General features: G+C 74.9%; 9 protein-coding genes. 4 read left to right on the top strand and 5 right to left on the bottom strand.

What is annotated here, in order from left to right; genetic code table 11:
* The 4 genes from ACFZCD_RS31410 to ACFZCD_RS31395 all read left to right on the top strand — a co-directional run.
* On the top strand, window positions 1-1,132 hold a 1,132-nt coding region (locus tag ACFZCD_RS31410), incomplete at its 5' end, for an ABC transporter ATP-binding protein (RefSeq protein WP_391836449.1).
* A gap of 109 nt (window positions 1,133-1,241) precedes the next feature.
* The gene (locus ACFZCD_RS31405) at window positions 1,242-2,798 is read left to right on the top strand and encodes an alpha/beta fold hydrolase (RefSeq protein ID WP_391836457.1); all 1,557 of its coding nucleotides are present in this window, start codon (window positions 1,242-1,244) and stop codon (window positions 2,796-2,798) included.
* Between the two features lie 134 nt (window positions 2,799-2,932).
* Window positions 2,933-4,126: a hypothetical protein gene (locus ACFZCD_RS31400; RefSeq protein ID WP_391836448.1), complete on the top strand. Its 1,194-nt coding sequence runs from the start codon at window positions 2,933-2,935 to the stop codon at window positions 4,124-4,126.
* 52 nt (window positions 4,127-4,178) lie between these two features.
* Window positions 4,179-5,744, top strand: coding sequence for an alpha/beta hydrolase (locus tag ACFZCD_RS31395; protein ID WP_391836447.1), 1,566 nt, complete (start codon window positions 4,179-4,181; stop codon window positions 5,742-5,744).
* Between the two features lie 62 nt (window positions 5,745-5,806).
* Here ACFZCD_RS31395 and moeZ read toward each other — a convergent pair whose 3' ends face one another.
* The 5 genes from moeZ to ACFZCD_RS31370 form a co-directional block, all read right to left on the bottom strand.
* Window positions 5,807-6,985, bottom strand: a complete 1,179-nt coding sequence (gene moeZ, locus ACFZCD_RS31390) for an adenylyltransferase/sulfurtransferase MoeZ (protein ID WP_391836446.1) — start codon at window positions 6,983-6,985, stop codon at window positions 5,807-5,809.
* Between the two features lie 89 nt (window positions 6,986-7,074).
* Window positions 7,075-7,848 (bottom strand): spherulation-specific family 4 protein, encoded by a 774-nt coding sequence (locus tag ACFZCD_RS31385; RefSeq protein ID WP_391836456.1) that lies wholly within the window; start codon window positions 7,846-7,848, stop codon window positions 7,075-7,077.
* The gene (locus tag ACFZCD_RS31380) at window positions 7,845-8,759 is read right to left on the bottom strand and encodes an NAD-dependent epimerase/dehydratase family protein (RefSeq protein ID WP_391836445.1); all 915 of its coding nucleotides are present in this window, start codon (window positions 8,757-8,759) and stop codon (window positions 7,845-7,847) included. Before ACFZCD_RS31380 ends, ACFZCD_RS31385 begins: the two co-directional genes overlap by 4 nt.
* A gap of 94 nt (window positions 8,760-8,853) precedes the next feature.
* Complete coding sequence (locus ACFZCD_RS31375; protein ID WP_391836444.1) at window positions 8,854-9,933, bottom strand: hypothetical protein; 1,080 nt, start codon at window positions 9,931-9,933, stop codon at window positions 8,854-8,856.
* Entirely contained in the window at window positions 9,930-11,495 is a 1,566-nt protein-coding gene (locus tag ACFZCD_RS31370; protein WP_391836443.1) for a DUF3492 domain-containing protein, read from the bottom strand. The genes ACFZCD_RS31375 and ACFZCD_RS31370 overlap by 4 nt, the downstream gene beginning before the upstream one ends.
* Between the last annotated feature and the right edge of the window lie 145 nt (window positions 11,496-11,640).

Raw genomic sequence — 11,640 nt, 5'->3', positions numbered from 1 at the left:
GGGGGGGGGGGGGGGGGGGGCCCGCGGGCCGGGGGGGGGCGGGGGGGGGCCCCCCCCCCCCCCCCCCCCCCCCCCCCCCCCCCCCCCCCCCCCCCCCGCCCCCACCCCGCACCCCCTGCGCACCACCCCGCACCCCCTGCGCACCACCGTCACCGGCGCGACGAACACCACCCTCTCCGCGCCCCCCGGCACCACGATCGCCGTAGTGGGCCCCAACGGCGCGGGCAAGACGACCCTCCTCCGCGCCCTCCTGGGCCTCACGGACCGCGCCACGGCAAGCCCCCTGCACCTGGGCGACAAGAACGTGGCCGGGGAACCTCCCCACCTCCGCCACATCTCCTGGGTCCCCCAGGACACCGCCCTCTTCCCGCACCTCACCGCCCTCGCCAACACCGCCTACGGCCTCCGCGCCCAGGGCGTCCCCAGGAGGGAAGCCGTCCGCGAGGCCCACCACTGGCTGACCCGCCTGGACGCGGGCGACCTGGCCCGCCGCAAACCCGCGAGCCTCAGCGGCGGCCAGGCCCAGCGCGTGGCCCTGGCCAGGGCCCTGGCGGCCCGCCCCCGTCTGCTCCTCCTGGACGAGCCCCTCGCGGCCCTCGACCAGTCCACCCGCTCCGCGGTCCGGCACACCCTCCGCACGCACCTCGCGGACTTCCCGGGCGTCTGCCTGATCGTCACCCACGACCCGGTGGAAGCGGTCTCCCTGGCCGATCACGTCCTCGTCCTGGAGGACGGCGAGACCGTCCAGTACGCGCCGCCGGCCGAGCTGACCCGCCGCCCCCGCTCCCCCTGGGTGGCCCGCATGCTGGGCCGCAACGCCTGGCCGACGACGGAAGGGCTGGCCGTGGTCGGCCCCGAGGCGGTCACCCTGCACAAGGTGCCGCCGCCCGCCCCGGAGGCCACCCCCCGGGAGACGGTCCCCGAGACCCTCCCCACCGTCTGGCAGGGCACGGTCCGCGACATCACGGCCCACGGCGGACGCCTGCGCGTGGCCGTGTCCGGCGAACCGGACGGCGAACGGGACGTCGTCGCCGAGCTCACCCCCACCACCGCGGCCGAGCTGAAGCTCGGGGAAGGGACACCGGTGTGGGTGAGCGTCAAGGCCACAGAGATCACATTCGTCCCCCTGTAGAGGGTTTGTAGCCAACCCACCCGCGTAACCCATACGCCCCATCCCGCGCGCACGGCCGCCCACCCGCCCGGACGATGAACGAGTGACCAGATCCGTACGGGCAGGGGGCATGCTCGCCGCAGCGCTCCTGACGGCGGTCACCACGGTGGTGGCGGTCACCACGGCGGGCTGCACGGGAAACAACGGCGGCAGCAGCACCCGCACAGGGGCCGCGACCAGGGCGGCCGAAGCCCCGCGCTCCGCCGACGATCCGGCCGGCCAGAAGCTCGACTGGAAGGCCTGCCCGCCCCCCACCAGCGCGGAAGGCGGCTCGTCCGGCCGCACGCCCGGCCCCGACTGGGAGTGCGCGACCCTCCAGGCGCCCCTGGACTACGCCAAGCCCCGCAGCAACGGCAACACCATCGGCATCGCCCTGATCCGGGCCAAGGCCACCGACAAGGCCCGCCGCATCGGCTCGCTCGTCTTCAACTTCGGCGGCCCCGGCGGCTCGGGCATCACCACGCTCCCGGCCTTCGCCGACGACTACCGGAACCTGCGCTCCCGTTACGACCTGGTGAGCTTCGACCCGCGGGGCGTCGGCCGCAGCAGCGGCGTCACGTGCTTGACCGACAGGGAACTCGACGCGTACTACGCCGCCGACGCGGCCCCCGCCACCGAGGCCGGCGAAAAGGCCCTGGTGGAACGGGTGACGTCCTACGCCGCCGGCTGCGAGCGCAACTCCGGCAAGGTCCTCCCGCACGTGGGCACGGAGAACGCCGCCCGCGACATGGACCTGATGCGGCAGGTCCTGGGCGACGCCAAGCTGCACTACTTCGGCGTGTCGTACGGCACGGAACTCGGCGGCGTCTATGCCCACTTGTTCCCGGACAAAGTGGGCCGCGCGCTCCTCGACGGGGTCGTCGACCCCACCGCCGACCCGGTGCAGAGCGCCCTGGCCCAGGCCCAGGGCTTCCAGCTGGCCCTCACCAACTACATGGACGCCTGCACCAAGACGTCGGACAACTGCCCGACGGAAGCCGGGATCCGCGCCCTGCTCGACCGCCTCGGCCGGAAGCCGATCCCCGGGGCGGGGGGCCGCGACCTGACCCGCTCCCTCGCGACCAGCGGCATCGCCCAGTCGCTGTACTCGAAGGACTTCTGGGACTACCTCACCGAGGGCCTGGAGGACGCCGAGAACGGCGACGGCCGGCTCCTGCTCTCCCTCGGGGACGCCATGAACGGCCGGGGCCAGGACGGCCGCTACAGCACCCTCCAGTCGTCCCTCAACGCCATCACCTGCGCGGACTTCTCCCAGCGCTATACCGCCGCCGAGATCGAGCAGCGCGTGCCGGAGTTCCGCAAGGCGTCCCCCGTCTTCGGTGACTTCATGGCCTGGAGCCTCACCCAGTGCACCGGCTGGCCCGTGAAGGGCGCGTGGCAGACGCCCGACGTGAGCGCGAAGGGCTCGGCGCCGGTGCTCGTCGTCGGCAACACCGGTGACCCCGCGACCCCTTACGGGGGAGCGAAGCACATGGCGCAGGAGCTGGGGCCGGGCGTCGCCGCAGAGCTGACGTACCGGGGCGAGGGCCACGGTGCTTACGACAGCGGCAATGCGTGTGTCAAGGGGGCAGTCGACGCCTACCTGCTGGACGGTACGGTGCCGGAACCAGACAAGATCTGCTCATAGCACACATAGCACATATCACCGGTGGCGAGCCCGAAGTGACCGGCCCGGAAACCCGGATCGAATGTCAGTGGCTCGCACTACGATCGCCCGCACAGCAGTTCCGCGGACGACGAACCAAGTTCGGGGGGACGAACGTGCCGCACACCACGCCGTACGAGGCGCCGCGCACCGCCGGTGACCAGTCCGGCCGCAGGGCCCGCGCGCTCACCGGCGCCCTGGCCATCGCCGCCCTGGTGGCCGCCCTCGTCGCGCTCTGGCAGACGCAGTCCACCCCGCTCGGCGGACACGCCTACTGCTGGGGCGCCTGGCCCGAGGGCGAGGCCCCGTTCCGCCGCGGCGACCACGACCGCACCGCCGACGAGCGCGTGCCCTCGCCCGGGCGCCCCACCGGCCACTGCTCGCTCCGCTGGCGCGGCGGCCAGGGCCCCGGCGCGTACGAGCAGCGGGTCGACCTCCGCCTGGGCACGGGTCCGCGGGAGGCGGGTGAACGCCGTTCGTGGCTGGGCGAGTTATTCGGCGGCGGCGACGTCCCGCTCCCCGACGGCTTACCGGGCTTCACCGCCGCCGCCTCCGGCACGGGTGCCCTGGTCCTGCCGGAGAGCTGCGACGTGGACGGCCGCCCGTCCGTCGTGACGCTGAAGAGCTTCTTCAGCGACACGGCCACCTCCGCCACCCATCCCGGCTTCTCCACGGGCCTGACCCCCGCCACGGCCGGCGAGTTGCTGGTGCGCGCCGCCAACAAAGCCACGCGCGCCACCAGTTGCACCACGCTGCCCCCGCTCCGCCTGCGGCGGGAGCCGTCGGCGCCGACGACTCCGGTGCGGGCGAGCCCCGGCCCCGATGAGCACCACTGCGGCATCGCGGGCCTCGGCAAGAGGACGGCCCCCGGCGCGGACGCCGGCACCGGTTACCCCACCGGCAACCCCGACAGCACAAGCAGCACCGGCAGCGGCAGCAGCCCTGACAGCACCGACTTCCACAGCTGCGCCATAGCGGGCGCCCAGGAGCACGGCGCGAGCTCCGGCCCCGGCCCCGGCCCCACCTCCTGGGCCGCCCGCTTCATCACCACCGGAAGGCCCCGCCTGGTCGCCCTCTTCGACGGCCTCACCGGCGACCGTCCCCCCGCCCCCGGCTGGCGGGCGCACGGCACCATCGACGCGTCCGGCGCCCTCGTCAGGGCGGACTGCGGCGGCAGGCCCACCGTCTTCACCATGCGCAGCGGCCCCGGCCGCACCCACACCCGGCTGGACGACCCGCGCCAGGTCTTCCCCCTCTACGTGGACGCTGTGACGGGGCATATGGGTTGTGCGCCCCTGCGCGCCGGGTGACGCCTCCGCGCGGCGGCGACTCCGCCGCCTTCACCTCCGTACAGTCGGGGGAATGAGCTCCCCTCGGCCTCGGACCACCACCGCCCTCCTCGGCGCCGGCATCGTGCTCGCGACGGCCCTCACCGCCTCCGGCTGCGGCATGTCCGGCCCCCCGGCCCCGGGGGACGCCAAGAGCACGGGCAAGGACGGCCGGACCGCCCCGAGCGCCCCCCTGCGCTGGGCCTCCTGCCCCGCGCCCAGCGCCGCCCAGGGCATCTCCCCCGACGGCAAGGCGCCCGGCAAGGACTGGGAGTGCGCGAAGCTCCCCGTGCCCCTCGACTACGCGAAGCCCGGCGGCGAGACGATCGAGCTCGCCCTGATCCGCACGCGGGCGCGCGACAAGGACAAGCGCCTCGGCTCGCTCGTCTTCAACTTCGGCGGCCCCGGCGGCTCGGGCGTGGCCACCCTCCCGGGCCTGGCCGCCGGCTACGACAAGCTGCGCGACCGCTACGACCTGGTCAGCTTCGACCCGCGGGGCGTGGGCGACAGCGCGGGCGTGCGCTGCCTGGGCGACAAGGAGACCGACGCCGCCAACGAGATCGACGCCACCCCGGACGACGCGGACGAGGAGCGGGCCGCCCTCGCGGCCAACAAGGCGTACGTGGACGCCTGCGCCAAGAACTCCGCGAAGATTCTGCCCCACGTCGACACCCTGAGCGCGGCCCGCGACATGGACCGGCTGCGGGCCGCCCTGGGCGACGCGAAGCTCAACTACTTCGGCATCTCCTACGGCACCGAGCTGGGCGCCGTCTACGCCCACCTCTTCCCCGCGAACGTGGGCCGCGCGGTGCTCGACGCCGTGGTCGACCCGACCCAGGACCCCGTGCAGGGCAACCTCGGCCAGACCAAGGGCTTCCAGCTCGCCCTCACCGACTACCTGAAGGACTGCGCCTCCTCGGCCCGGGCCGCCTCCTGCCCCACCCAGGAGCAGATCGTCTCCCTGGTCAAGAAGCTGGACGAGCAGCCGCTGCCGACCCGCCGGGGCCGCAAGCTGACGCAGGACGAGGCCGTCAACGGCATCGCGTCCGCGCTGTACTCCAAGGACACCTGGAAGTACCTGACGCAGGGCCTGCAGGAGGCCATGGGCAGGGGCACCGGAGACACCCTGCTGGTGCTCTACGACCTCCTGAGCGGCCGCGCCCCCGACGGCCGCTACAGCAACCTCCAGCCGGCCAACCGGGCGATTTCCTGCGCCGACTCGCAGCAGCGGTACACGGCCGGCGACGTGAAGAGCCGGCTGCCCGAGTTCCGGGCCGCGTCCCCGGTCTTCGGGGAGGCCGCCGCCTGGTCGCTCCTCAGCTGCACCGGCTGGCCGGTCGAGGGCAAGTGGAAGACGATCGACGTCAGTGCGGAGGGTGCGGCGCCGGTCGTGGTCGTCGGCAACACGGGCGATCCGGCGACGCCGTACGCGGGGGCGCACCGGATGGCGGAGGGCCTCGGCAAGAAGGTCGGCGTGGAGGTGACCTACAAGGGCGAGGGGCACGGGGCGTACAACAGCGGCAACGCGTGCCTGGTCCGCACCGTCGACGCGTACCTGCTGGACAGCAAGGTCCCGGCGGCCGGTACGACCTGCTCGTAAAAGAAGCAAGCAGCAGTAAGGGGTGGCCCCCATGGAGGGCCACCCCTTACTGAGCAAACGGCTCAGTACACCGGCTTGTCCGGCTCCACCTGGTGGACCCAGCCGATCACGCCGCCGCCCACGTGCACCGCGTCGGCGAACCCGGCGGCCTTCAGCACCGCCAGCACCTCGGCCGAGCGGACGCCCGTCTTGCAGTGCAGGACGATCCGCTTGTCCTGCGGCAGGTCCTGCAGGGCCGTGCCCATCAGGAACTCGTTCTTGGGGATCAGCCGCGCGCCGGGGATGGAGACGATCTCGTACTCGTTCGGCTCGCGGACGTCGATGACGTCGATGTTCTCGCCGTCGTCCAGCCACTCCTTGAGCTGCTTGGGAGTGATCGTGGACCCGGCGGCGGCCTCCTGGGCCTCCTCCGAGACCACGCCGCAGAACGCCTCGTAGTCGATGAGCTCCGTGACGGTGGGGTTCGGGCCGCAGACGGCGCAGCCGGGGTCCTTGCGGACCTTGACCTGGCGGTAGGTCATCTCCAGGGCGTCGTAGATCATCAGGCGGCCGACCAGCGGCTCGCCGATGCCCGCCAGCAGCTTGATCGCCTCGTTGACCTGGATCGAGCCGATCGAGGCGCACAGCACGCCCAGCACGCCGCCCTCGGCGCAGGAGGGCACCATGCCCGGCGGCGGGGGCTCGGGGTACAGGCAGCGGTAGCAGGGGCCGTGCTCGCTCCAGAAGACGGACGCCTGGCCGTCGAAGCGGTAGATCGATCCCCACACGTAGGGCTTGTTCAGCAGCACGCACGCGTCGTTGACCAGGTAGCGCGTGGCGAAGTTGTCCGTGCCGTCGACGATCAGGTCGTACTGGGAGAAGATCTCCATCACGTTGTCGGCCTCGAGCCGGCCCTCGTGCAGGACGACGTTCACGTACGGGTTGATGCCCTGGACGCTGTCGCGCGCGGACTCGGCCTTCGGCCGGCCGATGTCCGCCTGGCTGTGGATGATCTGGCGCTGCAGGTTCGACTCGTCGACCTCGTCGAACTCCACGATGCCCAGCGTGCCCACGCCCGCCGCGGCCAGGTACATCAGCGCGGGGGAACCGAGTCCGCCGGCCCCCACACAGAGCACCTTGGCGTTCTTCAGGCGCTTCTGCCCGTCCATCCCGACGTCCGGGATGATCAGGTGGCGGGAGTACCGACGGACCTCGTCGACGGTGAGCTCGGCAGCCGGCTCGACCAGGGGTGGCAGCGACACGGGGTCTCCAGGCGAGGGTCGTCCCCACGGGTGCGGGGAGCGTGGAAGCAGCGTTCTGTTCTTCCCCTGCAACCCTGCCACGCCCCGTCTCATTCCGAGAGACCCGGTCCGATGCGCGAGACGATCTCGTCCCAGTAGCCGGGCATCACCTCCCAGGGGTCCGCTTCGTCCCGGTCCGTCCGGTCGGTGAAGTAGATCGTGCCGGCGCCCTGCCAGCGGGCGAGGCGCAGCGCCTCGTCCAGGTGGGCGCGCGGGACGCCGTGCACGAGGTGGCAGAAGCGGGCGGGCGGGAAGTCGGCGGTCCACTCGGCGACCTGCGACCAGCGGTACGCCGCCCAGGGGCCGTAGAAGGTGACGAGCTGGTCGGCGAGGTCGGCGTAGCCGGGCGAGGGGTGGGTGCCGTGGACGAGCACGACGTAGGCCCGGTCGAGCACGGTGCGCAGGGCGGCGACCGTGCGCCGGGTGCCGGGGAGGGCGGCCGGGTCGGCGGGGGTGGCGTCGAGGGCGAATCCGTCGGCCTTGTACCAGTTCAGGTAGCGCTGGGCCTCGGAGAGGACCTCACCGAGGGGGCGCTCGCCGAACCGCAGGTCCAGGTGGCCGAGGACCCGGATGCCCGCCTCGCGCAGCCGGGCGGCGGCGGCCACGCGATACGGGTCCGGGCGGTCGCCGGGGCCGCCGGAGGCGGTGCCCCCCGGGACGGCCATGGCGCCGCTGCCGAGCACGACCCACTCCACGGGGACGTCGGCGCGCAGGAGTTCACCCCACTCGGCGGGGGCGAGCAGGGGGTGCGCGAAGCCCGGGACCCCGAAGCGCAGGGGGGCCTCGCGCACGGCGCGGGCCCGCCGCTGCCCGGGCGGGCTCAGATGCGACACGCGGCCTCCATCCAGATGTCGGCCAGGGACTCCTCCAGGCCGATGCGGGGGCGCCAGCCGAGCCGGTCGCGGGCGGTGCGGACGTCGGCCTGCTGCCAGCTGCCGCAGCCGTCGGGGTAGGGGTAGGCCGGCGGGGTGCCCAGGTGGGGGTCGTCGAGCTCGTGGAGGGAGCCGCCGTAGCCGGCGACGCGGGCGAGCGTGGCCGCGGCCTCGCGCAGCCGGACCGCGCGGCCGGTGCCGATGTTGACGGCGCCCTGGGCGGCGGAGAGGGAGGCGGCGTGCACGGCGCGCGCGACGTCGCGGACGTCCACGAAGTCGCGCTGGACGCCGAGGCCGCTGAGCTTCAGCTCGCTGTCGCCGTTCTGCATGGCGCGCCGCAGGGCGTCGGCGAGCCGGCCCAGGGGCGAGCCGGCCGGGGTGCCGGGGCCGACGGGCGAGAAGACGCGCAGGACGATCGCGTCGAGGCCGGAGCCGAGGACGAGCTCGGTGGCGGCGAGCTTGCTCACCCCGTACGGGCCGCCGGGGCGCGGCACGGCGTCCTCGGCGGTGGACGAACCGGGCTGGGAGGGGCCGTACTCCGAGGAGCAGCCGAGCTGGACGAGGCGGGCGCCGCAGCCGCTGCGGCGCAGCGACTCGCAGACGGTGGCGACGGCGACGGTGTTGTGGCGGGCGAGGTCGCGGGCGCCGCCGCGGGTGGCACCGGCACAGTTGATCACGACGCCGGGGTGGACGGCGTTGAGGAAGCGGGTGAGCGCGCCGGGGCTGCCGGTGGCGAGGTCGAAGCGGACGTCCGCGTCGTCGCCGCGGCCGAGGGCGGTGAGCTGGACGGCGGGGTCGGCGAGCAGGCGGTCGGCCACGTAGCGGCCGAGGTAGCCGTTGGCACCGAGCAGAAGAACCCTCATCGGTCGCGCCCTCGCTCTCGCCCGGCGGTGCGGATGGGGTGAACGGTCATCTTCCTTGCTCCTCTGAAGGGGTGTGCAACTGGAACGGGTGCGGTCACCGGGCCCGGGCCGGCGCTTCTCCGGGATCGGCGGGGACGGGGGCGTGCGCCCCGTGGCGGTGGGCGGAGGCCCGGGAGAGTGCGGTGAGGGCGTGGACGAGGAGGGCGAGCGCGGGGAGCGCGCAGGCCACGAGGGGTATCGCTGCGGGGCCGTACGCGCCGGCCGCCCAGGCGACGGCGGGCGCGGCGAACGGCGGCACGGCGGGCGGGACCGCCCCCGGGGCCGCTGCCCCCAGCACCCGCTCCCCCAGTGCGGCCGCTCCGAGCGCGGCCGCTTCCACGCCGCACGCGGTCAGGGCGGCGACGGCGGCGGCCCGCCCGAAGCCGCGCGCGGTGAGCAGCCGGGCCGGGAAGAGCAGCCCGCCGAGCGCGGTGACGGCGGCGAGCTCGCCGGGCGGGGCGGCGGGCGGTCCCAGGGCCGCCCGGGCGGACCACAGGAGGACGGCCAGCGCGGCGGCGAACAGCCCTACGGCCGTGAGGAGTACGGGCCGGGCGCGGGCCCGGAACTCCGCCCGCGAGCGGCTGACGACGAGGGCGTGCCGCACCCGGCCCGCGAACCAGCGCGCGCACCACAGGGCGGGGGCGAGACCGCACGTGAGGGCGGCGGCGGCCGGGACGGCGGTCTTCAGGAGCTCCGGCACGAGGGGGCTCCCGGCGCGGCCGGAGAGCAGCGCGGTGAGGACGGGCCCGCCGAGGAGGGCGTACGCGACGAGCCAGGCGCCGGCGAACAGGCCGGCGAGCCGCCACGGAGCGCGCACCGCCTGCCCGAGCGCCGCCGGGTCGCCCGGCGCGCCGGGGGCGGGGCGGGCGGGCTCCTCGTGCTCGGTGCGGGCGTACAGCTCGTCGGCGAGGGAGAACACGTCGCGGTGGCGGCACTCCGCGGCCGCGTGGTCGGTGAGGCCACCGTCCTCCAGGACGGCGGCGATCTCCAGGGGGTCCACGGCGCGGGCGCACAGCCCGTGGTGGCGGTGGAGGAGCGCCTTGACGGGGTCGGTCCTCGCGGGGCCGCCGCCGGTACCGGAGGCGGCTATGCCGGCGGCGGTGGGCGCACTGCCGTCCCTGAGCGGTGTGGTCATGGGCGGCCTGCCCAGGTCGGGGAGGTCTGGCGGGGCGTCAGGCCGATGGGGGCACGGGATTCCGCGGCGCGCGAGAAGGGGACCGCCGGGTCGGGGGCGGCGTCGCGCCCGGCGGGGGCGCGGGAGATGAGTTCGAGGTAGAGGCCGTGGAAGTCCGTCACTTGCCGGTCGGCGGTGAAGAGTTCGAGGGCGCGGGCCCGGGCCGCCGCGCCCAGCCTGGCTCTTCGGCCGGCGTCGTGCAGCAGCTCCAGGCACGCCTCGGCGAGGGCGCCGCCGTCGCGCGGGGGGACGACGAGGCCCGTGCCGCCGATGACTTCGCGGACGGCGGCGGAGTCCGGGGAGACGGTGGCGCGGCCGCAGAGCATGGCCTCGACGAGCGGCATCGGGAAGGTCTCGGCGCTGCCGGCGAGGACGACGACGCTGCCCGCGGCGTAGGTGGCGGGGGCGGCCGCGGCGTCGTAGGAGACGCCGAAGGCGGGCTGGACGCCGGGCAGCGGGTCGCCGACGATGCGCAGCCGCGCCTCGGGCTCGGCCTGGCGGACGGCGGCGAAGGCCTCCCACAGATAGGGCTCCACCTTGCCTCCGGCCCAGAGGAGGGTGAGGCCGTCGTCCGGGCCCTCACCGCTCTCGGCCCGCTCCCCCACCGCTTCGTACGGGCCGGGGTCGGTGCCGGGGTGGACGGTGCGCAGCCGGCCGGGGTCCGCGCCGCAGCGCTCCTGCCAGCGCCGCACCTGGGCGTCGCCGGGGGTGATGATGTCGGCGCCGGCGTAGATCTCGGCGGTGAGCTGCCGGTGGAAGGCGGAGAGCAGGGTCCGTACGGGCAGGGAGAGGCCGGCGGCGCTGGCGGCGCTGTTGAGGTAGTAGGCGCGCAGGCGGACCTCGTACTCGGTGACGAGGAAGGGGATGCCGAAGAAGCGTTTGGCCAGCAGTCCCGGGAGGGCGGCGGGGCCGGCGGAGGTGGCGTGGCACAGGTCGACGCCGGCGAGGCCGCGGTCGGTGGCGGTGCCGTACCAGTCGAGGGAGAGGGGGCGCAGGGAGCGCTCCAGGAGGGCGGTGACGGCGAGGAGGTCGGCGACGCGGATGCCGTAGGCGGCGGGGTGGGAGCCGGGGGCGCGGCAGGCGCTCTCCAGGATGCTCAGGGCCTGCTCGGAGCGGAGGGCGGAGCCGAGGCCGCCGGCGTCGCGGGCGAGGTCGGCGAGGCCGTGCAGGGCGTCGGCGAAACGGTACGCCTGGGCTCTGCGGTCCTCGGGGCCGGGCTCGACGGTGGCGGTGAGGGCCTCGGCGAGGCCCGCGAAGAACGCGCCGAAGCGGCGCCGCTCCCGGCGCCCGTACGCGCGGTGCGCGCGCCCCACGGCTCCGGCCGGATCGCCCCACAGGGGGGCCGTCCGCACCCGCCGCACGTGCTCCGGAAGGTCGCACCAGCCGCCCGCGTCCTGCCGGGCGCGGCGGCTCAGGGCGCAGATCTCGAAGTCGTGCCCGGGGAGGCCCCGCACGAGCCGGTCGCACCACTGGCCGCCCTCACCCGAGGCGTACGGATACCCACCTTCCGTAAGGAGTCCCACGCGCACGCACGCACCCCCGTCTGTCCCTTGTGGTCGCCCTCTTGTGGCCTGCGGCCGCCCAACGGCAGCGGAAGCACGCTATGCGCGCTCGCCCGTGGCGCGACGGACGGTTGTCCGTCGCGCCACCGGAAGGGGTGAACAGAGG

Origin of the sequence: Streptomyces sp. NPDC008001, from assembly GCF_042958085.1 — a bacterium.
In the GTDB taxonomy this organism is placed as follows: domain Bacteria; phylum Actinomycetota; class Actinomycetes; order Streptomycetales; family Streptomycetaceae; genus Streptomyces.
Note: the sequence above shows the minus strand (reverse complement) of the source record. Positions and strands in the feature narration are given on the sequence as shown.

Bases quoted from the DNA above. Each gene is read 5' to 3' on its own strand.
- ACFZCD_RS31405 (WP_391836457.1), top strand. From the start codon at position 1,242: ATGCTCGCCGCAGCGCTCCTGACGGCGGTCACCACGGTGGTGGCGGTC.
- ACFZCD_RS31395 (WP_391836447.1), top strand. From the start codon at position 4,179: ATGAGCTCCCCTCGGCCTCGGACCACCACCGCCCTCCTCGGCGCCGGC.
- ACFZCD_RS31380 (WP_391836445.1), bottom strand. From the start codon at position 8,759: ATGAGGGTTCTTCTGCTCGGTGCCAACGGCTACCTCGGCCGCTACGTG.
- ACFZCD_RS31375 (WP_391836444.1), bottom strand. From the start codon at position 9,933: ATGACCACACCGCTCAGGGACGGCAGTGCGCCCACCGCCGCCGGCATA.